This is a genomic window from Micromonospora sp. WMMD956, assembly GCF_029626125.1.
GTDB lineage: Bacteria > Actinomycetota > Actinomycetes > Mycobacteriales > Micromonosporaceae > Micromonospora > Micromonospora carbonacea.
The window spans coordinates 7,223,929-7,250,559 of record NZ_JARUBI010000005.1 but is presented as its reverse complement, the minus strand read 5'-3'; the positions used below and the strand labels follow the sequence as shown (position 1 = coordinate 7,250,559).

At 74.2% G+C, this 26,631-nt stretch carries 18 protein-coding genes; 5 read left to right on the top strand and 13 right to left on the bottom strand.

Annotated elements, in window-relative coordinates:
- Positions 1-67: 67 nt before the first annotated feature.
- Positions 68-2,905, bottom strand: coding sequence for a glycoside hydrolase N-terminal domain-containing protein (locus O7628_RS31390; RefSeq protein WP_278135960.1), 2,838 nt, complete (start codon positions 2,903-2,905; stop codon positions 68-70).
- Between the two features lie 798 nt (positions 2,906-3,703).
- Here O7628_RS31390 and O7628_RS31385 point away from each other — a divergent pair.
- Positions 3,704-5,254 (top strand): glycoside hydrolase family 43 protein, encoded by a 1,551-nt coding sequence (locus O7628_RS31385; protein ID WP_278135959.1) that lies wholly within the window; start codon positions 3,704-3,706, stop codon positions 5,252-5,254.
- Between the two features lie 131 nt (positions 5,255-5,385).
- Here O7628_RS31385 and O7628_RS31380 read toward each other — a convergent pair whose 3' ends face one another.
- Both O7628_RS31380 and O7628_RS31375 read right to left on the bottom strand, forming a co-directional pair.
- A complete protein-coding gene (locus tag O7628_RS31380) occupies positions 5,386-6,780 on the bottom strand; it encodes a dihydrolipoamide acetyltransferase family protein (RefSeq protein WP_278135958.1) in 1,395 nt (464 codons plus the stop codon).
- Positions 6,773-8,959, bottom strand: a complete 2,187-nt coding sequence (locus O7628_RS31375) for an alpha-ketoacid dehydrogenase subunit alpha/beta (protein WP_278135957.1) — start codon at positions 8,957-8,959, stop codon at positions 6,773-6,775. The genes O7628_RS31380 and O7628_RS31375 overlap by 8 nt, the downstream gene beginning before the upstream one ends.
- Positions 8,960-9,112: 153 nt before the next feature.
- Here O7628_RS31375 and O7628_RS31370 point away from each other — a divergent pair, with 153 nt between their 5' ends.
- Complete coding sequence (locus O7628_RS31370) at positions 9,113-9,628, top strand: VOC family protein (RefSeq protein WP_074473502.1); 516 nt, start codon at positions 9,113-9,115, stop codon at positions 9,626-9,628.
- Positions 9,621-10,295 carry a GntR family transcriptional regulator gene (locus O7628_RS31365; protein WP_278135956.1) on the top strand — a complete coding sequence of 225 codons (675 nt, stop codon included), beginning with the start codon at positions 9,621-9,623 and terminating at the stop codon, positions 10,293-10,295. The genes O7628_RS31370 and O7628_RS31365 overlap by 8 nt, the downstream gene beginning before the upstream one ends.
- Here the strand turns inward: O7628_RS31365 and O7628_RS31360 are convergent.
- The 10 genes from O7628_RS31360 to O7628_RS31315 all read right to left on the bottom strand — a co-directional run bounded on the left by O7628_RS31360 (position 10,270) and on the right by O7628_RS31315 (position 23,509).
- Positions 10,270-11,646, bottom strand: a complete 1,377-nt coding sequence (locus O7628_RS31360) for an NADP-dependent succinic semialdehyde dehydrogenase (protein WP_278135955.1) — start codon at positions 11,644-11,646, stop codon at positions 10,270-10,272. The genes O7628_RS31365 and O7628_RS31360 overlap by 26 nt on opposite strands.
- Complete coding sequence (locus O7628_RS31355; protein WP_278135954.1) at positions 11,646-12,995, bottom strand: M24 family metallopeptidase; 1,350 nt, start codon at positions 12,993-12,995, stop codon at positions 11,646-11,648. Before O7628_RS31355 ends, O7628_RS31360 begins: the two co-directional genes overlap by 1 nt.
- 79 nt (positions 12,996-13,074) lie before the next feature.
- Positions 13,075-13,962, bottom strand: a complete 888-nt coding sequence (locus O7628_RS31350; protein WP_278135953.1) for an NAD(P)-dependent oxidoreductase — start codon at positions 13,960-13,962, stop codon at positions 13,075-13,077.
- On the bottom strand, positions 13,955-14,908 hold the full coding sequence (locus O7628_RS31345; protein WP_278135952.1) for a cupin domain-containing protein: 954 nt from the start codon (positions 14,906-14,908) through the stop codon (positions 13,955-13,957). The genes O7628_RS31350 and O7628_RS31345 overlap by 8 nt, the downstream gene beginning before the upstream one ends.
- 52 nt (positions 14,909-14,960) lie before the next feature.
- Positions 14,961-17,462: an ATP-binding cassette domain-containing protein gene (locus O7628_RS31340; protein WP_278135951.1), complete on the bottom strand. Its 2,502-nt coding sequence runs from the start codon at positions 17,460-17,462 to the stop codon at positions 14,961-14,963.
- A gap of 15 nt (positions 17,463-17,477) precedes the next feature.
- Positions 17,478-18,653 carry a substrate-binding domain-containing protein gene (locus O7628_RS31335; protein ID WP_278135950.1) on the bottom strand — a complete coding sequence of 392 codons (1,176 nt, stop codon included), beginning with the start codon at positions 18,651-18,653 and terminating at the stop codon, positions 17,478-17,480.
- A 69-nt stretch (positions 18,654-18,722) separates the two neighbouring features.
- Positions 18,723-19,757, bottom strand: coding sequence for an ABC transporter permease (locus O7628_RS31330; protein ID WP_278135949.1), 1,035 nt, complete (start codon positions 19,755-19,757; stop codon positions 18,723-18,725).
- Entirely contained in the window at positions 19,754-21,139 is a 1,386-nt protein-coding gene (locus O7628_RS31325; protein WP_278135948.1) for an amidohydrolase family protein, read from the bottom strand. The genes O7628_RS31330 and O7628_RS31325 overlap by 4 nt, the downstream gene beginning before the upstream one ends.
- 157 nt (positions 21,140-21,296) lie before the next feature.
- Positions 21,297-21,950: a cupin domain-containing protein gene (locus O7628_RS31320; RefSeq protein ID WP_278135947.1), complete on the bottom strand. Its 654-nt coding sequence runs from the start codon at positions 21,948-21,950 to the stop codon at positions 21,297-21,299.
- A 134-nt stretch (positions 21,951-22,084) separates the two neighbouring features.
- Positions 22,085-23,509: a short-chain fatty acyl-CoA regulator family protein gene (locus O7628_RS31315; RefSeq protein WP_278135946.1), complete on the bottom strand. Its 1,425-nt coding sequence runs from the start codon at positions 23,507-23,509 to the stop codon at positions 22,085-22,087.
- A gap of 197 nt (positions 23,510-23,706) precedes the next feature.
- On the opposite strand from O7628_RS31315, the gene aceA reads away from it, so the two are divergent.
- A complete protein-coding gene (gene aceA / locus O7628_RS31310) occupies positions 23,707-24,978 on the top strand; it encodes an isocitrate lyase (RefSeq protein ID WP_278135945.1) in 1,272 nt (423 codons plus the stop codon).
- Positions 24,975-26,585: a malate synthase A gene (gene aceB, locus O7628_RS31305; protein ID WP_278135944.1), complete on the top strand. Its 1,611-nt coding sequence runs from the start codon at positions 24,975-24,977 to the stop codon at positions 26,583-26,585. Before aceA ends, aceB begins: the two co-directional genes overlap by 4 nt.
- The last annotated feature ends 46 nt before the right edge of the window (positions 26,586-26,631 follow it).

Sequence of the window (26,631 nt, the reverse complement as noted above, 5' to 3'; positions counted from 1 at the left end):
CGGGGCGGGGCGCGCTCCTCCGGGCGGCGCCCAAGGCCGCCCGGCGCGGGAGCGCGCCCCGCTCCGGTCAGGTGGTGGTGCAGGTGAGGTTCGTCGGCGGGTTGTTGGTCCCGGTCGTCGTGCCGATGAAGCCGAACGTGGTGGAGGCGCCGGCGGCCAGCGCCCCGTTGTAGTCGACGTTGCGCACGGTCACGTTCGCCCCGCTCTGGGTGTGCGAGCCGCCCCAGATCTGGCTGATGACCTGGCCGTTGGGGAACGTCCAGGAGACCGTCCAGCCCCGGATCGCCGTCGCGCCGGCGGTGACGGTGACCTCGCCCTGGAAGCCGCCCGACCAGGACCCCGTCACCGCGTACGTCGCCCGCGCGCCGGACGACGGCGGCGAGCTGGTCGGCGGCGGGGTCGGCGTCGGCGTCGGCGTCCCGGTGGGCGTGGGGGTGGGGGTCGGCGTGGGCGTGGGGGTCAGCGTCGGCGACGGCGTGACGCCGGGCCGCGCCGCCCGGTAGGTGTGGCCGGCGCGGACGGTGAGCTGCACGACGTCCGTCTCCGGCCGGGTGACGGCCGGCGTGCTGCCGTCGGTGACGTCGACGAGGGTGAAGCTGCCGGTGAGCAGCCGGGCGCGCAGCTTCAGCGTGCCGTCGCGGTCGGCGCGGATGGCGATCTCGTCGATCTGGCTGTTGGTCCAGGCCACGCCGACGGTGTAGCCGCCCCGGCCGCGCAGGCCCGCGACCTGCCCGGTGGGCCACGCCGTCGGCAGCGCGGGCAGCACGTGCAGCTCCCCGGCGTGGCTGTGCAGCAGCATCTCGGCGATGCCGGAGGTGGCCCCGAAGTTGCCGTCGATCTGGAACGGCGGGTGCAGGTCGAACATGTTCGGCGCGAGCCGGTCGGTGCGCACTAGGTCCTTGAACAGCTTGTGGGCGCGGGCGGCGTCCTCCAGCCGGGCCCAAAAATTGATCTTCCAGGCGAGGGACCAGCCGGTGCCGTCGTCGCCCCGCAGCTCCAGCGTCTTGCGCGCGGCCTCGTGCAGGGCCGGGGTGCCGCGCTTGGTGATCTGGTTGCTGGGGTGCAGGCCGTACAGGTGGGAGACGTGCCGGTGGGTCCGCTCGGTCTCCACCCAGTCGGCGAGCCACTCCTGGACGTTGCCGCGCGAGCCGACGCGGCTCGGGGGCAGCCGGTCCTTCGCGGTACGCACCTGGGACCGGAAGGTGGTGTCGACGCCGAGCGCCTCGCTGGCCTTGGCCGCCGCGTCGAACAGGTCGCGCAGGATCTGGTTGTCCATCGTGGGGCCGGCGCAGACGCTGACGTTCGAGTGGTGCGGCAGCTCCGGCGAGTTCGACGGGTTCGTGACCAGGTAGCCGAGCGTCGGGTGGGCGACCAGGGTGTCGAGGAAGAACTGCGCGGCGCCCTTCAGCGCCGGGTAGTTGGCCTGGAGGAACCCGAGGTCGCCGGTGAACAGGTAGTGCTCCCAGATGAGCGTGGCCAGCCACGCGCCGCCGGTCTGCCACATGCCCCACAGGGCCCCGTCGACGACCGACGCGCCCCGCCACGCGTCGGTGTTGTGGTGGGTGACCCAGCCGCCGGCGCCGTACTGGGCCTGGGCGACGCGCGCGCCGGTCACCGTCAGGTCCTTGATCATGTCGAAGACCGGCAGGAAGCACTCGGACAGGTTCGTCGTGTCGGCCGGCCAGTAGTTCATCGGCAGGTTGGCGTTGATGGTGTACTTCGAGTCCCAGGACGGGGCCAGCGAGTCGTTCCAGATGCCCTGGAGGTTCGCCGGCTGGGTGCCCGGCCGGGAGGACGAGATCAGCAGGTAGCGCCCGAACTGGAACAGCAGCGCGGCGAACTGCGGGTCGTTGGTGCTCGCGTGCTGGGCGATCCGCACGTCGGTGGGCTGGTCGGCGGCGGCCGTGCGCCCCAGGTTGATCGTCACCCGGTTGAACAGCGCCTGGTAGTCGGCGACGTGGCGGCTGCGCAGCTGGTCGATGGCCACGCCCTTGGCCGCGTTCAGCCGGGTGCGGGCGATGCCCTGGTAGTCGCCGTTGACGGTGCGGTAGTTGACGTAGCTGGAGCCGATCGAGACCAGCACGGTCACGCTCGTCGCCCCGGAGACCCGCAGCGAGCCGCCGGAGCTGCTGACCGTGCCGCCCGACGCGATCGCGTGGGCCAGGCCGAGGAAGCGCACCGACCCGTTGACGCCCTCCATGCTGCCGGAGATGCCGTCGACGGCGATCGTGTTGGCGTCCGGGCTCGACATGGTCGTCCGCTGCGGACTGTCGAAGGTGGCGGTGAACGTGATCGAGTTGGCCCGGTCGGCGGTCAGCCGCAGCACGATCACCTGGTCGGGGGCGCTGGCGAACACCTCGCGCTGGTAGCGGACGCCGCCCAGCACGTACGTGGTGGTGACGGTGGCGGTGGTGAGGTCGAGGGTGCGGTTGTACTGCGACACGCCGCTGGCCGAGCCGAAGGCGAGCCGGAGGTTGCCCACGGTCTGGTAGGCGAGCTGGCCGCCCGGCGAGCCCATCATCGTCTGGTTGATCAGGTCCTGGGCCGAGGACCACTGGTCGGCGAAGACGCGGCGGCGGATCTCGGCCAGGTTGGCCGCGCCCCGGGTGTTGGCGGAGTCGTACGGGCCGCCGGCCCAGACGGTGTCCTCGTTGAGTTGCAGCCGCTCGGTGTCGACGTTGCCGAAGACCATGGCGCCGAGGCGTCCGTTGCCGATGGGCAACGCGCGCAGCCAGTCGGTGCCGGCCCCCTCGTCGTACCACAGCGCCATGTCGCCGGCGGCCAGCGCCTGCGGGGGCGCCGTCGAGTCGGCGCGGGCGACGGCGCTCCACGCGGCCGGCGCCAGCGCGGCCCCGGCCCCCGCCGCCCCGGCCTTGAGCACGTTCCTTCGGGTCACTTCAGACATGATCACTCCAAGTCGTGCGGGTCCAGAGGCTGACGCGGGTCGGGGACGGCGTCTCGGGTGTGCCGCCGGCGGGGTAGCCGAACATCGGGGGCGCGCCGGCGGCCGGGCTGCCGTCCCACGTCCCGGCGTGGACGTTCCGGGTGCCGCCGGCCGGTGCGTGGCGGCCTCGGACCCGGGTGACGGTCCGCCCGCCGGAGCGCGTCCAGCGCCGTGACCGCGACGGATGCTCTCCGGGTATGCAGGTGGACATCAGACGTCTCCTTCATGCCGTGGGGTGGTGGTGTCGACGGCATGCCGTCGTTGCCCGGGCGGGCGCGGCCGATCCGGCCGGGAGCGGTCTCCGGCAGGCCGGCCTGCCCATGTCGGGCCGTGCCGCGGAGGATGGCGGGTCTGCCCGGTCGTCGGCCTCCGGGACCGGCGTCGTCGACCCGGCGAAGCTCGTCGCGCCGCCGACCGGTCGCCCGCGCCGGGGCGGCGCGCCCGACGGCGCTGTTAGCGCTAACAGGAGTCGCCTCGCGTGCCCGACGCCGGCCTGCGTCGATGCTGCCGGCGTCCGAGCTCCCAACGGTGCGCCAGCACTGCCCATATGGACTCTCGTGGATGCATGTGCCTGCCGTCAAGATATGACGTTTAGGTTTCGCGAACGTTTTCCGCTGGTGAGATGCCGGCCTGTCGGCCCGACGCCCACCCGATCCGCGGGGACCGCGCCGTGGGCCTGGGGCGCTTGAGTCCGGTGGGGGATTCTCGTAACATCCAGGGTCCGCGATGTTACCGCGAACATTCACCGGAGGTGGCGCGGTGTCCACCGACCCGCACTACCGAAACCCGGTCGTCGCCGGCTTCTTTCCCGACCCGAGCATCTGCCGCGTCGGCGAGGACTACTACCTGGTGTGCTCCAGCTTCGAGTACTTCCCGGGGGTGCCGCTGCTGCACAGCCGGGACCTGGTCAACTGGCGGCAGATCGGCAACGTCCTCGACCGCCCGAGCCAGCTCGCGCTCCCCGCGGACACCCCGGCCTCCCAGGGCGTCTACGCCCCGACCATCCGGCACCACGACGGCCGGTTCTGGGTGGTCACCACCAACGTCAGCCTGGGCCGGCACCTGATCGTCACCGCGCAGGATCCGGCCGGGCCGTGGTCCGACCCGGTCCACGTCGACCTGCCGCACGTCGACCCGTCGCTGACCTGGGACGACGAGAGGAACTGCTGGCTGACCACCTCGGGGGTGAAGTCCTACCGGATCGACCCGGAGACCGGCCGGGTGCTGGAGGGCCCGATCCCCCTGTGGTCGGGCACCGGCGGCCAGTATCCGGAGGCCCCGCACCTCTACCGGATCGACGGCTGGTGGTACCTGCTGCTCTCCGAGGGCGGCACGCACACCGGCCACGCCGTCTCCGTCGCCCGGTCGCGCAGCCCCCGGGGCCCCTTCGAGCCCGCACCGACCAACCCGATCCTCACCCACCGGGGCAGCAACCTGCCGGTGCAGGCCACCGGGCACGCCGACCTGGTCCAGGCCCCCGACGGCGGCTGGTGGATGGTCCTGCTCGGCATCCGGGCCAAGGGCCAGTGGCCGCCCTACCACGTCCTGGGCCGCGAGACCTTCCTCGTGCCCGTGCGCTGGGTCGACGGGTGGCCTGTCGTCGACCCCGTCGGGGAGGTCACGGCCGCCCCGGCCGGCAGCGCCCCGGCGCTCGCCGCCCCGGCCGACCCGGGCGCGTACCGCGACGACTTCGACACGGCCGTCCTCGCACCCGGCTGGGTCTCGCCGCGCTCCCGGCCCGACGCCGCCTGGTCGCTGACCGCGCGACCCGGCTGGCTCACCCTGACCGCTACCGGGGCGACGCTGGACCGCGCCGGCGCGACGATCGTGGCCGCCCGGCAGCGGCACCACGACTGCCGTTCCAGCGCCCGCCTCGACCCGGGCGACGGCACCGCCGGGCTCACCATCCGCATCGACGAGGCGCACCACTACGACCTGGAGGTGTCCGCCGGCCGCGTGCGGGTCGTCGGCCGGGTCGGCCCGTTCCGGCAGGTCTTCGCCGAACTCGCCGTGCCCGGCGGGCCGGTCGTCCTCACGATCGCCACCCGCACCCACGACCTCCGTCCGCCGACCGTGACCGGCGCCGCCGACCTGGCGGCCGGTGCCGCGCCCTTCGGGGTGCGCGCCGCCGCCTGCGACATGGTGTCCTTCGAGGTGGAGACCTCCGACGGGCCCCGCGTGCTCGCCGAGCTCGACGGGCGCTACCTGTCCACCGAGGTCGCCGCCGGCTTCACCGGCCGGGTCGTCGGCATGTACGTCACCGAGGGCAGCGCGGCGTTCGACTGGTTCGACTACCGCCCGGCGGGCTGAACCCCTCCGGCGGACCCGCGTGCCGACGACGCCCCGGTGCCCCGGTCGGCCGACCGCGTGCGGGGCGACCCCGGTGGACAGGCGCGCCCGCCGTCCGGAGTCCCCCTCGGCCCCCGGACGGCGGTGGCCGCTCAGCAGATGATCCGCAGCGGCTGCTCCAGGATCGCGACGAACTCCCGCATCCACTGCGCGGCGAGCGCGCCGTCGACGGCCCGATGGTCCACCGAGAGGGTCACCCGCAGCACGGTGGCGACGGCGAGCTCACCGGCGTCGGTGACCACCGGCTCGCGGCGGGCCGCGCCGACGGCGAGGATCGTCGCCTGGGGCGGGTTGAGGATGGCGCTGAACTCCTCCGCGCCGTACATCCCGAGGTTGGTGACGGTGGCGCTGCCGCCCTCCAACTCGTGCTGGCGCAGCGCGCCGCGCCTGGCGCGGTCGGCGAAGTCGCGGGTGGCGGCGGCCACCGCGGACACGCTCATCCGGTCGACCCCCCGCAGCACCGGGGTGACCAGGCCGCCCTCGGTGGCGACGGCGACGCCGAGGTCGACCTCGCCGAACACCCGCATCCCGGCGTCGGTCCAGCCGACGTTGACCTGCGGCACCGCCAGGTGCGCCTGGCCGACGGCCTTGACGACCAGGTCGTTCACCGAGATCTTCACCGGGGCGGCGGCGTTGAGTTCGGTGCGCAGCGCGAGCAGCGCGTCCACCCGGGCGCTGCCGCGCAGGTAGAAGTGCGGCACGGTGGACTTGCTCTCGGTCAGCCGCCGCGCGATGGCCCGTCGCAGCCGGGAGTGCGGCACCAGGGCGTCCCCGTCGGGCGTCCCCGCCGCGCCCTGCGGGCCGGGCGCGGCCGCCGGGGCCGCCGGCTGTGCCGCCCCGGCGGGCGAGTGGCCGGCCGGGGCGGCCGGCGGCGCGGGGGCGGCGGCGGACGGCGTGACCGCCGGGGCCGCGGCGCGGGCGGCGGCGATCGCGGCCTCCACGTCGGCCCGGACCACCCGCCCCTGCGGGCCGCTGCCGCGCAGGGTGTCGAAGGGGATGCCCGCCTCGCGGGCCAGCTTGCGGGCCAGCGGGCTGGCGAAGATCCGGCCGGCGCCGGTCGCGGGGGCCCCGGCGGGCGGGGGCGTCGCCGGGGCGGCGGCCACCCCCGCCGGGGCCGTCCGCGGCGGGGCGGGCGCGGGTCCCGGCGCGCCCGCCGCCGCCGTCGTCGGTGTGGGCCCCGGCGTCGGGCCGGTCGCGGTGCCGAGGCCGAGCCGGGCGAGGGCGGCGTCGACGTCGTCCACCGTCTCGCCGGGGGCCGCGATCAACGCGATCGGGTCGCCGACGGCGACGTCGGTCCCCTCGGGCACCAGGAGGCGGACGACCGCGCCCGGCGCGGGCGCCTCGACGTCGACCACCGCCTTGGCGGTCTCGATGGTGGCGATCACGTCACCGGCGGCGAACTCGTCGCCCTCGGCCACCGGCCAGCCGGCCAGGACCGCCTCCTCGGTGTTGGCCGCGATCTCGGGCATGCGCAGCAGGTCAGCCATGGTTGCCACCGTCCGTGAGCGTGGTGAGGCCGCGCACGACGTCGTCGACGTCGGCGATGGCGGCGCGCTCCAGCACCTTGCTGATGCTGGGGGAGGCGACGCCGCCGGTGACGCGTTCGACCGGCGCGTCGAGCCAGTCGAAGTAGCGGCGCTGGATCTCGTCGGCCAGCCAGCCGCCGTACGAGGTGCCCAGCGCACCCTGCTCGGCGATGAGCACCCGGTTGGTCTTGCGGACGCTCGCGCCGATCGTGTCCCAGTCGATGCTGGCCCGGTCCAGCCAGCGCAGGTCGATCACCTCGGCGTCGATGCCGGTGCGGTCGACCGCCGTGAGCACCCGGTCGGTCATCGCCAGGTAGGTGAGCACGGTGGCGGCCGAGCCGGCACGCCGGACCGCGGCCCGCCCGACCGGCAGGCAGTAGTCCCAGTCCTCGGTCGGCCCCTCCCCGGTGCCGGTGTAGAGGTCGACGTGCTCCAGCACCACCACCGGGTCGGCGCAGCGCAGCGCGGCGTTCATCAGGCCGACGTAGTCGAAGGGGGTGGACGGGGCGACGATGCGCCAGCCGGGGGCGGTGGCGAAGACGCCCGCCGGGTCCATCGAGTGCTGGGAGCCGTACCCGGTGCCCATGGCGACCTTGGCGCGCAGCACGAACGGCACCGCGTCGTCGCCGCCGAACATGTGCCGGGCCTTGCCGATCTGGTTGAAGATCTGGTCGGCGGCGACCCACAGGAAGTCGGCGTACATGAACTCCACGACGGGGCGGAACCGGCCGTCCAGCGCCAGCCCGCCACCCAGGCCGGCGAAGGCGTTCTCGCTGATCGGGGTGCCGAGGACCCGGTCGGGGTAGCGTTCGGCCAGCCCCCGGGTGGCGCCGTTGGTGCCCCCGGCGAGGCGGTGCACGTCCTCGCCGAGGACCACGACGCGCTCGTCGGCGGCCATCCGGCGGTCCATCACCCCGGCGACGGCGTCGATGAACTTCACCGGCGCGGTGGTGCCGTAGCTGTCGCGGTCGACGGTGCGGGCGGTGGCGAACTCCGACAGGTCGCCGCGCACGCCGACGTCGACGAACGCCGGGTCGGGCCACTCGGCGGGGCGGATGCGCCGCTCCTGCGGCTTGCCGCCGGGGGCGGGTTCGAGCAGCAGGTCGCCGGTGTCGGCGAGGAGCTGCTTGGCGCGCGCCACGGCGGCCCGCTGCTGCCCGGGGGAGAGGATGCCCCGCCGGGCCAGGTGCCCTTCGAGCTGGTCGATCGGGTCGCGGGCCCGCCAGGAGTCCTCCTCCTGACGGGTGCGGTAGCGGAACGCGCTGCCCGGGAAGGGGCCGTTCTGGTGGTAGTAGCGGTAGACGTCGGCCTCCACCAGCGTCGGGCCCCCGCCGGCCCGCATGTGCGCCACCGCCTCCCGCATCGCCAGGTACACGGCGAGCACGTTCATGCCGTCGACCCGGTAGCTGCGGATGCCGAAGCCGGGGCCCCGGGCGGACAGGCGCGGCTCGGCGGTGGACTCCTCGACGGTGGTGGACACCGCGTAGTGGTTGTTCTCGACGAAGAAGCACAGCGGCAGCCGCCAGGCCGCGGCCAGGTTGAACGTCTCCAGCGTCGAGCCGATGTTGATCGCGCCGTCGCCGAAGTAGGTCACGGCCACGGCGTCGGTGCCGGCGCGGCGGTGCGCCCACGCGCTGCCGGCGGCGAGCGGCACGCCGCCGCCGACGATGGCGTTCGTGCCGATGGCCCCGGCCTGCTTCCACTGCAGGTGCATCGAGCCGCCCCGGCCGTGGCTCCAGCCCCGGTCCAGGCCGCAGATCTCGGCGAGGGTGCGCAGCACGACGTCGCGCACCTCGGGCGAGTAGTCGGCGCCCGGGTCGATGCCCTTCGGCTCGACGTGGGCGAGGGCCTTGGCCAGGAACTGGTGGTGGCCCCGGTGCGAGCCGTTGACGGTGTCCCCGGCGTGCAGCGCGAGCACCGAGCCGACCGCCCCGCCCTCCTGGCCGATGCTGGAGTGGGCGGGGCCGTGCACCAGCCCCTCGGCGGCGAGCCGGAGCACGTACTGCTCGAAGGCCCGGATCAGGACCAGCTGGCTGTACATGGACGTCAGGAGTTCCGGCGCGGCGGCGTCCCAGTCGGCGTCGGTGACGGCGAACTCGACCCACGGCTGGTCCGGCGCGAGTGGGCGGCGCTCAGGCATGTGGCTGCACCCCTTCCGGGCTCAGGCTGCGGCGCGGCTGGCCGCACCGCCGAAGTCTCACACTAAATGGATCCATTCTCAAGGCCAGTCTCCGCTTCTTTTGGGTCAAGGTGGGTGGTAGGAAGGAAGAAATGGATCCATTAGGGGGTTGGTATGGCACTGCCGGGGCTGCGCGGCGTCGATCACATCGGCTTCACCGTGCCCGACCTGGACCAGGCCCGACGGTTCCTGGTGGAGGTGCTCGGCTGCGAGTACCTCTACTCGGTCGGGCCGTTCCGGCACGACGACGACTGGATGGCCGAGCACCTGGCCGTCCACCCCCGCGCGGTCATGCGCCGGCTCGACTTCTACCGCTGCGGCGGGCAGGCGATCTTCGAGGTCTTCCGGTACGAGGCCCCCGACCAGCAGCCCGACCCCCCGCGCAACAGCGACGTCGGCGGCCACCACGTCGCCCTCTACGTCGACGACCTCGACGCCGCCGTGGCGCACCTGCACGCCCACGGGGTGCGGGTGCTCGGCGCGCCGACCGCCAGCTCGGGGCCGAGCCGGGGGCAGCGGTGGGTGTACTTTCTGGCCCCATGGGGAATGCAGTTCGAGCTGGTGTCCTATCCCGACGGCAAGGCGTTCGACCGGGCCGGGGCGGCGGCGCGGGACGCGCGTGGTGACTGACGACGCCGCCGACGGCGCGGCGAGCGTCCGGGTGGCCGCGTACCTGCGCCAGGCCATCCTCGACGGCGAGCTGCCTCCCGGGCACCGGATCCGCCAGCACGAGGTCGCCGAGCGGCTCGGGGCCAGCCGGCTGCCCGTGCGGGAGGCGTTGCGCATGCTCGCCGCCGAGGGGCTCACCGAGCTGGAGCCGAACAAGGGCGCGCGCGTCCCCCGGCTCGGCCCGCACGAGCTCGACGTCGTCTACCGGATGCGGGAACGGCTCGAACCGCTGGCGCTCGCCGAGAGCCTGCCCCGGCTCGACGACGCGGATCTCGCCGAGCTCACCGCGGTGCAGGACGCCATCGAACGGCACACCGACGTCACCGAGTTCCTGCGCCTGGACCGGCAGTTCCACCTGCTCACCTATTCGCGCTGCGACACCGAGCCGCTCGCCGGGGTCGTGGTGCGGCTGTGGAACTCCACCCAGTACTACCGGCGGACGTACATGACGCTCAGTGGCGAGTCCCGCCGCTGGGTCGTCAACGCCGAGCACCAGCTGCTGCTCGACGCCGTGCGCCGCCGCGACCCGGTGGACGCCGGACGGGTCCTGGAGGGCCACATCCGGCGCACCCGGGTCGAGCTGTCCCGGCACCCCGAGATCTTCACCGGCCGATCCACACCGCCTTGAGGTTGCAGAACTCGCGGATCCCCGCGGCGGCCAGCTCCCGGCCGTACCCGCTGGTCTTGACGCCGCCGAAGGGCAGCTCCGGGTAGGACGTGGTCATGCCGTTGACGGTGACCGCCCCCGACTCCAGCTCGGCGACGCACCGGGCCCGCTCGGCCTCGTCGGTGGTCCAGACGACCGCGCCGAGGCCGAAGGCGGTCGCGTTGGCCAGGTCGAGCGCGGCGTCGAGGTCGGGCACCCGGTAGACGGTGGCCACCGGGCCGAAGGTCTCCTCCAGGTGCAGCCGCATCGACGGGTCGACGTCGGCGAGCACCGTCGGCGGATAGAACCATCCCGGCCCGTCCGGCCGCGCGCCGCCGGTGAGCACCGTCGCGCCCCGGGCCACCGCGTCGGCGACCAGTTCCTCCAGCTCCGCCCGGCCGGACTCGGTGGCGATCGGGCCCACGTCCGTGCCGGGCTCGGCCGGGTCGCCGACGCGCAGCGCCGCCATCCCGGCGGCGAACGCCGCGACGAACTCGTCGTAGACGTCGGCGTGCACGATGAATCGCTTCGCCGCGATGCAGGACTGCCCGTTGTTCTGGCAGCGGGCCCGCACCGCCGTCGCCGCCGCCCGCGCCACGTCGGCGCTCGGCAGCACCAGGAACGGGTCCGAGCCGCCCAGCTCCAGCACGGTCTTCTTCAGCGCGTCCCCGGCGATGCGGGCGACCGACCGGCCGGCCGCCTCGCTGCCGGTCAGGGTGGCCGCCGCGACCCGGTCGTCGCGCAGCACCCCCTCGACCTGCGCCGCGCCGATGAGCAGGGTGGCGAACGCCCCGCGCGGGAAGCCCGCCCGGGTGAACAGCTCACCGAGGTAGAGCGCGGTCTGCGGCACGTTCGACGCGTGCTTGAGCAGGCCGGCGTTGCCGGCCATCAGGGCCGGCGCGGCGAAGCGCAGCACCTGCCAGACGGGGAAGTTCCACGGCATCACCGCCAGCACCACGCCCAACGGCTGGTAGACCGAGTAGGCCGTGGCGGCCCCGACGGCGGCGGCGTCCGCCGGCTCCGGGGCCAGCATCGCCTCGGCGTGCGCGGCGTAGAACCGGCAGCCGTACGCCGCCTTGCGCACCTCCGCCTCGGCCGAGGCGAGGGTCTTGCCCATCTCCCGGGTCATCGTCGCCGCCAGCGTCGGGGCGTCGGCCTCCAGCAGGTCGGCGGCGGCGCGCATCCAGCCGGCCCGCTCGGCGAAGGTGGTGCGGCGCAGGGCCTTCGCCGCCCGCTGCGCGTCGGCCAGGGCCTGCTCCACCTCGGCGTCGGACATCGGCGGGTACGTCCGCTCGACGACCCCGGTGGCCGGGTTCAGCGTCGCGATGGCCATCAGGCGTCTCCCGCCGGGCGGTTGTTGACGTGCGACTGGGCGTGGCGCTGGGTCGGCAGCGGCCCGGCGGTCGTGTAGTAGCGCTGGCCGGCGACCAGCAGCTCCTCGGCGGGGAACTTGGTGATGACCTCGGCCCCGTCGGCGGTGACGACCAGCTCCTCCTCGATGCGCGCCGCGCCCACCCCGTCGGCCGACGGCCAGTACGTCTCCAGCGCGAACACCATCCCCTCCTGGAGCACCTCCGGATGCTCCAGCGACACCAGCCGGCTGAAGATGGGCTTCTCCCAGATCGACAGGCCCACGCCGTGCCCGTACTGGAGGGCGAACGCCGCCTCCTCGTCGGCGAAGCCGAACTCCTGCGCGGTCGGCCACACGCTGACGATGTCGGCGGTGGTGGCCCCGGGCCTCACCAGCTCGATCGCCCGGTCCATGTACTCGCGGCACCGCTTGTACGCGTCGACCTGCGCCCGCGACGCGCTGCCCACCGCGAAGGTGCGGTAGTAGCAGGTGCGGTAGCCCATGAAGCTGTGCAGGATGTCGAAGAAGGCCGGGTCGCCGGGGCGCAGCAGCCGGTCGCTGAACACGTGCGGGTGCGGCGAGCAGCGCTCGCCGGAGATCGCGTTGACCCCCTCGACGTGCTCGGAGCCGAGGTCGTAGAGGCGCTTGGCGACCAGGCCGACGGTCTCGTTCTCCCGCACCCCGGGGCGCAGGAAGCCGTACAGGTCGTCGTAGGCGGCGTCGACCATCGACGCGGCGGTGGTCAGCAGGGTGATCTCGTCGGGCGTCTTGATCCGGCGGGCCTCCAGGAACACCTGCTGGCCGTCGACCACCTCGATCCCCTTGGCGCGCAGCGCCTGGAGGATGGGCATCTCCAGCACGTCCACCCCCACCGGGGAGGTGTGCAGGCCGTACCGCTCCAGCTCCTCGTAGATCTTCTGGGCGACGGCCTCGGCGACGCCCGAGTCGGGGTGGAAGGCCCCGCGCAGCACCGAGATGCCGGCCCGCGCGCCGCTGGTGCCCCGCGCGCCCTCGGCGACGTCGTCGCCGGTGCGGTAGTCCAGCCACGGCGCGTAGAGCTGGTGGTGGCGGGCCGCCGAGCCGAAGTCCCACAGCACCGGCTCGCCCCCGCGCGGCAGCAGCGCGAACCGGATCAGCTTGTCCATCGCCCAGGTGCCGATGTGGGTGGCCGTCATGTAGCGGATGTTGTGGAAGTCGAAGGTGAGCAGCGCGCCGACCTCCGAGCCCTGGAGCTGGTGCTTCAGGCGGGCCAGCCGCTCCCGGCGCAGCCGGTCCATGTCGACGCGGCTCTCCCAGTCGACGACGTTCATGCCGAACGTGGCAGTCCCCATGGTTGGTGTTCTCGCTTCCTGGTCAGGTACCGGCCGGTGCCGGCGGCTGGGTGGTGGTCCCGGGTGGGCGGCGCGGGGGTCAGCCCGGTGGGGCCAGGCCCGACGCCTGCGCCTGCACGGCGAAGAGGGAGAGCAGGTCCCGCTCGCCCAGTCCCCGGCCGATCGCCGCCTGGACGAGCTGGTGGGTCAGGCCGGCGACGGCCATCGGCACCTCGTGCTCGCGGGCGGCGGCCAGCCCGAGGTCGAAGTCCTTGCGCAGCAGCGCGGTGGTGAAGGTGGGCGTGAGGTCACCGGCGGCGAGCGCCGGCGTCCGGTCGCGCACCCAGGGCGAGCCGACGACGGTCTCGCCGAGGAAGCGCAGGAACGCCTCCCGGTCCGCGCCGCCCTTCTCGGCCAGCGCGGTCACCTCCGCCAGCGCCTGTACCAGCACCCCGAGGTAGAGGTTGTGGCAGAGCTTCACCAGCCGGCTCTGCTCGCCGTCGCCGACCCGCACGGCGGCCCGGCCGATCCGGCCCAGCAGCGGCTCGGCGACGGCGAACTGCGCGGCCGGCGCGGAGGCGACGAAGCAGGCCCGGCCGGCGGCCACCACGGCCGGGTTGCCGCTGACCGGGGCGGCCACGAAGCCCACCCCCGCGTCGGCGGCGAGCTGCCGGGCCCGCGCCGACGCGGCCGCCGACACGGTGGAGCAGTCGACCACCACCCGCAGCCCGTCCGGGCGGGCCAGCAGCCCTTCGGGGCCGTCGAGCACGGCCAGCAGGTCGGCGGAGTCGGAGACCGCCACGAACACCACCTCGCAGGCGGCGAGCGCGGCGGGCGTGGCGGCGGCCACAGCCCCGTCGGCGACGAGCGGCCCGGTCCTGGCCGGCGTCCGGTTCCAGACGGTCAGGCCGACGCCGGCGGCGAGCAGCCGCCGGCCGATGGCCGTGCCCATCCGGCCGGTGCCGAGCAGGCCGACGGACTCATGCATCGCCGGCCGCCGGGGGCGCGCCGGTCGCCGGGTCGATCCGGGTGCCGGCGCAGAGCCGGTCGCCCAGGTACTCCCAGTCGCGGCTGAACCGGTACGAGTGCTGCGCCGGCGGCTGCGGGGCCTGCGTCTCGATCCACCGGGTCCGGCCGTCGGTGCGGTTGTAGAAGGCGTGTTCGCAGCCCGACCCCGTCCAGAGCACGTCGCCGGGGCGCAGCACGAACCGCTCGCCCTCGACGACCGCCTCCGTCTCGCCGTGGGTGAAGACGTACGCCTCCTCGAACGGGTGGTCGTGCGGGTGCGCCACGGCGGTGGGCTGGTACTCGACCATGAACATGGTGTGCAGCTGGGCGTTGGTCCGCTGGTCGGCGAGCATCCGGATGCCGATGCCGCTGTAGGCCAGCAGCGCCGTGGCCATGCTCGCGGACACCTCCGGCGCGGCCGGGTCGCTGCCCCGGGCCAGCCGGCCCAGGTCCATCGAGCCCTCGTCGAAGCGGAAGAAGTTGCGGTTGCGCGGGTCGCGCAGGTCCACCGGCTCGGCCCGGCCGGCGGAGATCTCCTCGGGCAGGAAGAACGTGTCCCGGCGGCGGTTGCCGGGCAGCAGCCGCACCGGCGCCGACATCTCCAGCCACCGGGCGCCGGCGTCGCCGGTGGTGAGCTGGTGGGCCACCGCGACCGGCACCACCGCGCAGTCGTCGCGCCGCAGCGCGATGCTCTGGCCCAGCATGGTCAGGGTCAGCTCGCCGTCGAGCAGCCAGAGGCTCTTCTCGTACGAGTGCACCGCGGCGTCGACGCGCCCGCCCGGGTCGAGGACGGCGACGCTCATCGTCATGTGGTGCGAGCCGTACTGGCGGCCGACGAGGTCCTGCCGGCGGAATCCGGTGCTGTGCCCGAGGTGGTCGGGCGGGGTGCTGGCCAGCGTGTCGTCGATGCGGGAGACGTGGTACACGGTCTGCCTTTCTCTGGCTGCCGTCGGCGGACGGCCGGGCGTGACGGTGCGGCTAGGCGGTGCCCAGGGCGAGCAGGCCCCGGCGTCGGCGGCGACCCCGCAGCAGCGGCACCAGGGCCGCGGCGACGACGAAGCTGCCCTGGATCCAGTACTGCCAGGCGAGGCTGACCGACAGGAAGCTCAACGAGCTGGTGATGGTCTGCAGGAACAGCGCCGTGGCGAGGGTGGCCAGCGCCGACCCGTTGCCGCCGAAGACGCTGGCCCCGGCCAGCACCACGGCCGTCACCGAGGCCAGGGTGAGGGCCTGGCCGGTCGAGGCGTCGCCGATGCCGGTCTGCGCGTAGAGCGCCAGCCCGCCGCCGGCCGCCAGCGTCCCGCCGAGCAGGTACGCCAGCAGCCGCGTCGGCACGGTCGCGACGCCCATCCGGGACGCCGACAGCGCGTCCGAGCCGGTGGCCCGCAGCGCCCGGCCGGCCCGCGCCCGGCGCAGCAGCAGGTGCCCGGCGACGCCGACCAGCACCACGACGACGAACACCACCGGCACCCCGGCGACCGTGGTGCCCAGCGCGGCCAGCAGCGTGTCGCCGGCCTGCCCGCCGGGCAGCGGGCGCAGCAGCTGCGCCAGCCCGACCACGCCGATCGAGGTGATCAGGGTGGCCACCACCGGTGGCAGGTTGACCCGGGTGACGAGCACCCCGTTGAGCAGACCGACCGCCGCTCCGGCGGCGAGCGCCACCAGCACGCCCACGGCGAACAGCGCGGGCGGGCCGGCGCCGAAGAACGACACGGCGACCACGCTCAGCGCGACCACCGAGCCCACCGACAGGTCGATGCCGCCGGTCATCACCACCACCAGCTGCCCGAGGCTGACCAGGGCCAGCGAGGCGGCGGCCAGCAGGAGCTGCCCGACGGACAGCGAGCTGAGGAAGGCCGGCGCCCGGGCGGCGGTCACCGCGCCGAGCACGACGGTGAGCAGCAGCATCAGCGCGGCCTGGGACTCGCCGCCGAGCAGCCGCCGGCGCGGGCCCGGCCGGGGCCCGGCGGCCGGCGCGGCCACCGCCTGCTCGGTGGCGAGCACCGCCGCGCCGGTGATGTCCCGCTCGGAGAGCGTGGCGGCGGAGAGCTCGGCGTGGACGCGTCCCCGGGAGAAGACCAGGACCCGGTCGCAGAGCCCCTCCAGCTCCACCGCGTCGGTGGAGAGCACGACGACCGCCGTGCCCTGCCCGGCGAGTTCCCGCAGCACCCGGTAGATCTCCAGCCGGGCCCCGGCGTCGACGCCCTGGGTCGGGTCCTCCACCAGCAGCACCGCCGGACGGCCGATGCTGGCGCGGGCGAGCAGCACCTTCTGCTGGTTGCCGCCGGAGAGCGTGTTGACCGGGGTCTCCAGGCTCGCCGCCTTCACCCGCAGCGCGCCGACCGCCGGGGCGACCAGCGCCCGTTCCCGGGCGGGCACCAGGAGGGTGCGCAGCAGCGACACCCGGGGCAGCGCGAGCGCGTCGACGTTCTCCCGGATGCTGAGGTCGCCGAAGACGGCCTCCCGCAGCCGTTCCCCGGAGAGGAAGGTGACGCCCCGCCCGGCCGCCGCGGCGGGGCCGGTGAGGGCGACCGGACGGCCGGCGACGGTGACCCGGCCGTGCGAGCGGACCAGCCCGGCCAGCGCCCGCAGCGCCTGGCGCTGCCCGTTGCCCTCCACCCCGGCGAAGCCGACGATCTCGCCGGCCGACACCCGCAGGGTCAGGTCGGCGAAGCCGGCCCCGCGCAGCCCCTCGGTGGCCAGCACGACGGGCGCGCCGTCCAGGTCGGGCTTGGCGGGGAAGGTGGTGTCCAGCGACCGGCCGACGATCAGCTCGACGATCTGCTCGTCGGTGTGCGCGGCGACCGTGCCGCCGCCGACGACCCGCCCGTCGCGCATCACGGTGAGGGTCTGCGCGATCTCGCGGATCTCGGGGATGCGGTGGGTGATGTAGACGACGGCCGTGCCGGCCGCCACGAGCTGCCGGATCCGGTCGAACAGCCAGGCCGTCTCGTCGGGGCCGAGCGCCTCGGTCGGCTCGTCGAGGACCAGCACCCGCGGGTCGGTGGCGAGCGCGGCGGCGATCTCCACCAGGTGCGCCTCGCGCATGGTCAGCTCGCTGACCAGCCGGTCGGCGTCGATGTCCAGGCCGAGCCCGCGCAGGTGCGCGGCGGTCCACGCCGACGCCGCGCCGACGCGGGGCCGCACCTGCTCGGGCAGGAGCACCAGCATCGACTCGGCGACGGTGAGCCCGCCGGCCAGCGCCGGGGTCTGGTAGACCAGCGCGAGCCCGTTCTCCCGGGCGAGGGCGGGGGTCAGCGCCGGATAGTCCCGGCCGCCGATGCTGATCCGGCCCTCGTCGGGGGTGACGGAGCCGGCGGCCACCCCGACGAGGGTGGACTTGCCGGCCCCGTTCTCGCCGAGCACGGCGTGGACCTGACCCGGCGACACGGCCAGGTCCACGCCGTCGAGGGCCCGTACGCCCGGATACTGCTTGACGATCCCCGTCAGCGTCAGCGCGGCGTCCCGTACGGTCGTCATCTCGTGGGTGTCCAATCAGCCCTGGAAGAGGGTGGCGAGCTGGGCGGTGTCGAGCTGCGAGGACGGCGGGGCGTCGTTGGGCAGGTCCGCCTTGCACGCCTTGTCCGGGGTGACCGCGCCGCCGGCCCCGCCGGTGGAGTCCTCGAAGAGGTCCAGTTGCAGCCGCGACGGCTCGGCGTCGGCCTTGCCGTTGACGACGGCGACGCCCTTGCGCAGCGCGACCCGCCCGATCCAGGTGCGGGAGGAGACGGTGGCCAGCTCGTAGCCGCCGTTCTTGGCCTTCAGCGCGGTGAAGCCGCAGCTCAGCTCGTTGTCGTCGGTGGTGGCGATCGGCACCAGCGGCCGACCGGCGCTCTGGTACGCGCGCAGCACGCCGGTGGCGGCGGCCCCGTAGTCGCTGATGACGCCGTCGATCTTGGGGTACTTGGCGAGCAGGCCGCTCATCGCCTGCTGCTCCATCGCCGGGTCCCAGTTGGTGGTCACCGGCTCGTCGGTCAGCAGCTTCACCTGCGGCGCGCCGGCCAGCACCTTCTTGATGCCGGAGAGGTGGGCCTGGGAGACGGGGTTGCCGGCGGGGCCGCCGAGCATCACGATGTTGCCGCCGTCCGGGCCGAGCCGGTCGATCATCCACTTGGCCCACACCTCGCCCAGGTACGGGGTGTCCCAGTCGACGTAGTCGAAGTAGTCGCTGCCGGGCTTGCCCTGCGGGTCGGCGGCGATCGGGAGGACGGTGACCCCGGCGTTGGCGGCGGCACGCAGCGCGGACAGGTGGGCGGGGCCCGGCCCGGCGTCGGGGATCACCAGCAGGACGTTGACGCCCTTGCTGGCCATGCTGGTGATGCCGGCGAGGGTGGACTGCAGGTCGCCCCGGCCGGCGACGTACTCGACGCCGCTGATCGCCGGGCACTTGCGGGCCTCGTCCTCGATCTCGGCCCGGACGATCTTGGACCACGAGTTGGTGCCGAGGCCGTCGACGAGGCCGACCTTGACCGGCTTGTCGCCGCAGACGGAGGCCATCGCGGCGGCGGCCGAGAGCGGGCCGGCGTTGCCGACGGCGACCTGCCCGGCGGCGCTCGGGTCGCCGCCCGGGGCGGAGGCGGTCTTGTTGGTGGTGGAGCAGCCGGTGACCGCCAGGACGGCGGCGGTGCCCAGGGCTATCGCGGTGGCGAGGGAACGCCGGTGTGTCGACATGAGGGACTCCAGGGGTGGGGGCATCGGCGGGACGGCGAGGGCCGTTCCGCGCGGGGTGAACCGGTCGGGTCAGGTGGGATTGCGGCGGATCGCCCGGCGGCGCAGCCGGGTGGCGATGCTGAGCTGCACCACGATGCCGACGCCGATGATCACGGACTGCACGATGTTCTGCACGGCCGTGGTCTGGGTGTAGGTCTGGACGAGCTGGGTGAGCTGGCCGAGGAAGAGCGCGCCGAGCGCCGTTCCGGTGAGACTGCCGCGCCCGCCGGTCAGCGCGGTGCCGCCGAGCACCACGGCGGCCACCGACGGCAGCAGGTAGGCGTCCCCGGCGGAGCTGGTGGTGGTGCGCAGGAACCCGGCGAGCAGGACGCCCGCGCCGCCGGCGAGCAGCGCGGACAGCGCGTACGCCGAGATCGTGTACCGGCGGGTGTTGATGCCGGCGGCGTGCGCGGCCAGCCGGTTGGCCCCGACGAGCTCGAAGCGCCGGCCCACGACGGTGCCCTTGAGCACGAGCTGCGCGGCCACGATGACGACGGCGGCCACCAGCACGAGGTGGGGCACGCCCAGCGTGCGCCCGACCGCGAACTCGGTGAGGGCCGGCGGCGCCTGCGCGCTGTAGCCGCCGGAGAGGACCTGGACCAGGCCGATCAGGACCGCGTTGACGGCGATGGTGACGACCAGCGGCGGCAGCCCGAAGGCCGTGACGACCAGGCCGCTGACCAGCCCGGCGAGCAGCGTCGCGGCCAGTGCCACGGCGATCGCCGTGCCGAGGCCCCACTGCGCGGCGTCGCCGTAGCGGGCCACCACGAGGGCGCCGAGGGAGATGCCGCCGGCCACCGACAGGTCGAGCCCGGCCTGCTGGACGACGAGGGTCTGCCCCACGGCGACGATCGCGGTGAGCGCCGCGAACGGCAGCATCGCCAGCAGGGCGGTGCGGCCGACGCTGGCGCCGGAGAGCACGGCGCTCACCGCGAACAGCACGACCACGGCCGCCGCCGCCCGGCTCGTCGGCCAGCCGAGCAGGCGGGGGCCGAGCGGGTCGGTCGCGCGCACCGCGACGGGCTGCGGCGCGGCGCCGGCGAGGGGCAGTCCGAGCAGGCTCATGCCAGGTTCAGCTTCGGTTCGGGCTGCCACCGGCCGCCGATCTCGGCGCCCGCCATCGAGCCGATCACGTGGTCGCGGGACGCCTCGGCGAGGGCCCGCAGCCGGTCGAGGTCGACGCCGACGAGCCTGCCGTCGCGCTTGACGAACCGGCCGTCGACGAGCACGTCGCGGACCAGCCCGGGGTGGGCGGCGTAGACGATGGTGCCGAACGGGTTGTTGACCGGCGTGGTGGCCAGCGTGTCGCCGGCCAGGACGACGATGTCGGCGGCCTTGCCGACCTCCAGCGAGCCGGTGACGTCGCCGAGGCCGTTGGCCCGCGCGCCCTCGATGGTGGCGAAGCGCAGCACGTCGGAGCAGGCGAGCTTCACCCGCTCGGGTGCCTCGCCGGCCTCGACGGCCGCGTGGTTGTCGGTGGCCCGCTGCACGGCCAGCGTCGTGCGCATCGTGGTGAACATGTCGCCGCCGATGGAGCTGCACACGTCGACCGAGAGCGAGGGCTGGACGCCCACCGCCAGCAGCCGGCCGGTCGCCGGCCAGCCGTGGCCCATCTGCATCTCCACGTCGGTGGCGACGGAGGCGCTGCCGCCGGTGTCGGCGATCAGCTTCAGCTCGTCCTCGGCGAGGGTGTTGCAGTGCACGTAGGTCGTGGTGGGGGCGAGCAGCCCGGCGGCGTTCATCCGGTGGACCGGCCTGGTCTTGCCCCAGTGCCCGTCGCCGACGTGCACCGAGACGCGCAGGTCGAGTTCCCGGGCGAGCGCGAAGTCGGCGACGGTGACGTCCATCGTCGAGAACTGGGGGCCGCGCAGGGCCAGGCCCAGGGTGACCCGGCCGTCGTTGGCGGCGAACCGGCCGGAGCGCAGCCGGCGCACGTCGTCGGCCGGGTGCGGCACCGGCGACGGCATCACGCCGCCCCACTGCGGCGCGCCGCCGCCGTGCGAGAAGACGGCCCGCAGGCCGGCCTCCTCCAGGGCGTCGATCGCGGCGTCGGTGTGCTCCGGGGTGAAGAGGTTGTGCGACCAGTCGAGCAGGGTGGTCACGCCGGAGTCCAGGGCCTCCAGCGCGCCGATCAGGTTGCCCGCGTAGGTGTCCTCCGGGCGGAAGTACCGGCTGAGGCCGGCGTGCAGGCCGACGAGGTACTGGTCGAGGGTCCAGTCCGAGGCGATGTTGCGGACGACGGACTGCCAGGTGTGCCGGTGGGTGTCGACCAGGCCGGGCATCACGATCCGGCCGCTGACGTCGATCCGCTCGGCGTCGGGGACGTCGAGGTCGCGGCCGATCGCGGCGATCCGTCCGTCCCGGACGAGGACGTCACCGGGCCACAGCACCTCGTTGGGGCCGGCGCAGGTGACGACGATTCCGCCGGCGAGAAGCAGGTTGGGCATGTAAGGGACCTCCACAGACGCCCGCAGGGGGGTGGTGTGTGTGTCCGATCCGGGGGTGCGGGACGGTGGATCGGCGGTCCCCATGATGCGATCGCCGTCACAGGCGTGTCAAGTCTTGTTTAACATCCTGTTGACGGACACTTATCGCGGTGGATCGCTACCGGGCCGGCGGGCCGCCGGGGCCGGGCTCCCGGTGCCGCAACACCAGCCACACGGCCCTCATGTCCACGCTCCCGTTGTTCTCGAACAGGTGCGGACGGGACGAATCGATCGTCAGGCTGTCGCCGGCCCCGAGGGTGACCTCCTCGAAGCCGACCTTGCAGGTCAGCTCGCCCTGCATGACGTGGGCGCACTCCAGGCCGCTGTGCCGCTGGTAGCGCCCCGAGTCGCTGGAGCTGGCCCCCGGCGGGTAGGTGACCAGCATGAACTCCACGCCGTCCTGCTCGTTGTGGCCGAGCTGCTCCCAGACGACGCCGGTCTCCATCTCGATGCGTCGCCGGTTGCCGGCCCGGACCACGAGCAGCTCGGACCCGGTCGGCGCGGTGCCGCCGCCCCACGCGGGCGGCCCGGCCGTCGGCGCGGGGGGCTGTTCCGGGGGCGGCTGGGCGCCGGAGAAGAGCTCGTCCATCGACAGGTCCAGGGCCTCGACCACGGCGTAGAGCGTGGGGATCGAGGAGCGCGACCGGCCGTTCTCCAGCAGCGAGAGCATGCTCGCCGAGACGCCGACCTTCTCGGCGAGCGCGCGCAGGGACATCCCCCGGGCCTGCCGCGCGGCGCGGATCCGGCCGCCGACGGCGTCCAACTCGGTCACGTTGAGTGCCCCTTTACAGCTCTCGAATCACGTTGAAGTGTGCTCATCTTACGGCCCGACAGGGGGACGCGGGGGCACCGGCCCGCCCCGACGGGCGTCCGCGGCCCGCGGCCCGCGGCCGGCAGCCGGCCGGGTCAGCCCTTCAACGGGTACGGGATGAAGGTGCTGCGGTTCTCGTCCAGGTCCAGCCGGCCGGTGATCGGCGCGGCGGCGCGCTGCGGGCAGGTCATCCGCTCGCAGGTCTTGCAGCCGGGGCCGATCGACGTGGTCGCGTCGGCCGCGTACAGGTCGATCCCGGCGGAGTAGACGAGCCGCTCGGCGTGCCGGGCCTCGCAGCCCAGCCCGATCGCGTAGACCTTGCCCGGCTGGTTGTAGCCGCCGTGGTGCCGGGTGATGGTGCGGGCGATCCACAGGTAGCGCTGCCCGTCGGGCATCGCCGCGACCTGCACGACGACCCGACCGGGCGCGCTGAACGCCTCGTAGACGTTCCACAGTGGGCAGGTGCCGCCGGTCAACGAGAACGGGAAACCGGTGGCGGACTGCCGCTTGGACAGGTTGCCGGCCCGGTCGACCCGGACGAACGAGAACGGCACCCCCCGCGCGCGCGGCCGTTGCAGGGTGCTGAGCCGGTGGCAGACCGTCTCCCAGCCCATCGCGAAGTGCTGGGTGAGCAGGTCGATGTCGTAGCGGCGCTGCTCCGCCGCCGCCAGGAACCGCTCGTAGGGCAGGATCAGCGCGGCGGCGAAGTAGTTCGCCAGGCCGACCCGGGTGAGGATCTGCGTCTGCACGTCGTCGAAGCGCTCCTCCTCCACGATCTCGTCGATGACGTCGGCGAACTCCAGCAGCGCGATCTGCGCCGCCATCCGCATCGCCTCCTGCCCGGCCCGCAGCGACGTCGACAGGTGCAGGGTGCGGGTCTGCGGCCGGTAGCGGTGCAACTCGTCGCCGAGCAGGGTGGCGTCGTCGCGGCGCACCTGCACGCCGTGCCGCTCGGCGAGCCGGTCCTGCAACGCGGAGCGCACCTCGCCGCGGCGCAGCCCGATGGCCGCCGCCAGCCGCTCCGCCGCCTCGTCGAGGTCCGGCACGTAGTTCTGCCGCCGGTAGAAGAACTCGGTCACCCGGTCGTGCGGGCTGCGCCCGATCGTCTCCCGGTCGCCGAGCAGCTCGGCGAGCTGCTCGTCGGCCTGCCGGGAACGCCGGTGCAGGTCGAGGACGGCCTCGGCGACCTCCGGCAGCCGGGTCGCCAGCTCGGTGAGGTCGGCGACGCTCGGCCGCCCCGGGAGCGCCTCGCGCAGCCCGGCGACCAGCCGCGGCGTGTCCCGCGGGGCGAACACCGTCGGGTCGACGCCGAAGACCTCGGTGATCCGCATCAGCACCGGCACCGTCAGCGGGCGCGCGTCGTGCTCGATCTGGTTGAGATAGCTGGGGGAGATGTTGAGCAGGCGGGCCAGGTGCGACTGGCTCAGCGCGCGGTCCTCGCGCATCCGGCGCAGCCGGGCACCCGCGAAGGTCTTGCTGATCGCCCTCACCTCCTCGTCGCTCTTTCGGCAGCCCAGCACCGTTGGCAGGCTGCAAATATAACCCTTCGCAACTTCGCAAGACGGGGCGCGAACTTCTCAGAACTTGGCTTCTTCCGCCCCTCGACCGCGCCGCCGACGCCGTGTGACCGTTGGCGACACGCCGGACCGGCACCGCGGTCACGCCCCCGGGCGGCACGACGGAGCGCCGGCGTCACGACAGCCGAGGAGACGACATCATGCAGAACGCCGTGGAGAAGTTGCGGACCGAGTGGGCGACCGACCCCCGCTGGCAGGGGGTGCGCCGCGGCTACCGCGCCGAGGACGTGGTGCGCCTGCGCGGGGCGATCCAGGAGGAGCACACCCTGGCCCGGCACGGGGCGCAGCGGCTGTGGCGGCTGCTGCACAGCGAGGACTACGTCCACGCCCTCGGCGCGCTCACCGGCAACCAGGCCGTGCAGATGGTCCGGGCCGGGCTGAAGGCGATCTACCTCTCCGGCTGGCAGGTGGCCGCCGACGCCAACCTCGCCGGGCACACCTACCCCGACCAGAGCCTCTATCCCGCCAACTCGGTGCCCGCCGTGGTGCGCCGGATCAACAACGCCCTGCTGCGCGCCGCCCAGATCACCACCGCCGAGGGCGACGGGGACGGCACCGACTGGCTGGCCCCGATCGTCGCCGACGCCGAGGCCGGCTTCGGCGGGCCGCTCAACGCGTACGAGCTGATGACCGCCATGATCGCGGCCGGCGCGGCGGGCGTGCACTGGGAGGACCAGCTCGCCGCCGAGAAGAAGTGCGGCCACCTCGGCGGCAAGGTGCTCGTCCCCACCGGGGCGCACGTCCGCACCCTGGAGGCGGCGCGGCTCGCCGCCGACGTCGCCGGCGTGCCGTCGGTCATCATCGCCCGCACCGACGCCCAGGCCGCCACGCTGCTGACCACCGACGTCGACGAGCGCGACCGGCCCTTCGTCACCGGCGAGCGCACCGCCGAGGGCTTCTACCGGGTGCGCAACGGCATCGAGCCGTGCATCGCCCGGGGCCTGGCCTACGCCCCGCACGCCGACCTGCTCTGGATGGAGACCTCCACCCCCGACCTGGAGACCGCCCGGCGCTTCGCCGAGGCGATCAAGGCGGAGCAACCGGACCAGCTCCTCGCCTACAACTGCTCGCCGTCGTTCAACTGGCGCAAGCACCTCGACGACGCCACCATCGCCAAGTTCCAGCGGGAACTCGGCCACATGGGCTACAAGTTCCAGTTCATCACCCTGGCCGGCTTCCACGCCCTCAACTACTCGATGTTCGACCTGGCCCGCGGCTACGCCGCCGACGGCATGCCCGCCTACGTGTCGTTGCAGGAGCGGGAGTTCGCCGCCGAGCCGGCCGGCTACACCGCCGTCAAGCACCAGCGCGAGGTCGGCACCGGCTACTTCGACCTGATCAGCACCGTGCTCAACCCGGCCGCCGAGACCACCGCCCTGCGCGGTTCCACCGAGGAGGAGCAGTTCGCATGAGATACGAGATCATCGGTCCGCTGGCCGACCGGTTCGACGAGGTCCTCACCCCGGCGGCGCTGGAGTTCCTGGTCGAGCTGGACAGCGAGTTCGCCGCCCGCCGGGTGGCCCTGCTCGACACCCGGCGCGCCCGCCGGGACCGGTACGCCACCGGCCAGCTCCCCGACTTCCTCCCCGAGACCGCCGCGATCCGCGCCGACCCGACCTGGCGGGTGGCCCCGCCCGCGCCCGGCCTGCTCGACCGGCGGGTCGAGATCACCGGACCGCCCGACCGCAAGATGACCGTCAACGCGCTCAACTCCGGGGCCCGGGTGTGGCTCGCCGACTTCGAGGACGCCACCTCGCCGACCTGGCACAACGTCGTCGCCGGCCAGCTCAACCTGATCGACGCCCTGGACCGGCGCATCGACTTCACCGACGCGCGCGGCAGGCGCTACGCCCTCGGCGACGAGCTGGCCACGATCGTCGTGCGGCCGCGCGGCTGGCACCTCGTGGAGAAGGGCATCGCGGTGGACGGGCGGCCCATCTCGGCCAGCCTGGTCGACTTCGGGCTCTACCTGTTCCACTGCGCGCGGCGGCAGCTCGACGCGGGCGCGGGACCCTACTTCTACCTGCCGAAGCTGGAGAGCCACCACGAGGCGCGGCTGTGGAACGACGTCTTCGTCTTCGCCCAGCAGCGCCTGGGCCTGCCGCGCGGCACCATCCGGGCCACCACCCTCATCGAGACGATCACCGCCGCCTTCGAGATGGAGGAGATCCTCTACGAGCTGCGCGAGCACTCGGCGGGCCTGAACGCCGGGCGGTGGGACTACATCTTCAGCGTGATCAGGAACTTCGGGCAGTGGCCGGACTTCGTCCTGCCCGACCGGGCCGAGGTCACCATGACGGTGCCGTTCATGCGGGCGTACACCGAGCTGCTCGTGGCCACCTGCCACCGGCGGGGCGCGCACGCGATCGGCGGGATGGCCGCGTTCGTCCCCAGCCGGGACCCGCAGGTCAACGAGGTGGCCCTGCACCGGGTGCGGGCGGACAAGCGGCGCGAGGCCGGCGACGGCTTCGACGGCTCGTGGGTCGCCCACCCGGGGCTGGTCGCCACCTGCCGGGAGGAGTTCGACGCGGTGCTCGGCGAGCGCCCGCACCAGCTCGACCGGCTCCGGGACGACGTCGAGGTCGCCGCCGCCGACCTGCTCGCCGTCGACAAGACCCCCGGCCGGGTCACCGCCGCGGGGGTGCGCGCCAACATCGCGGTCGCGCTGCGCTACATCGACGCGTGGCTCGGCGGCGCCGGGGCGGTCGCCCTGTGGAACCTGATGGAGGACGCGGCGACCGCCGAGATCGCCCGCTGCCAGGTGTGGCAGTGGCTGCACCACGGCACCCCGCTGGCCGACGGCGGCTGCGTCACCGACGAGCTGGTCCGGAGCATCCTCGCGCAGGAGCTGGCCGAGCTGGTGACGGGGCGCGGGGCCGCCGACCGGGAGCGCGCCGAGCAGGCCGCCCGCGTCGTCGAGGACACCGCGTTCGGCGAGGACCTGCCGGCGTTCTTCACCACCGGCGCGTACGCCCGGCACCTCGGCCCGGGCCGTCGGCCCGCGGCGTCGGCGCGCTGAGCCGGACCATCCGCCGCCGACGCGGTGGCGGGCCGGTCCGGTGCCG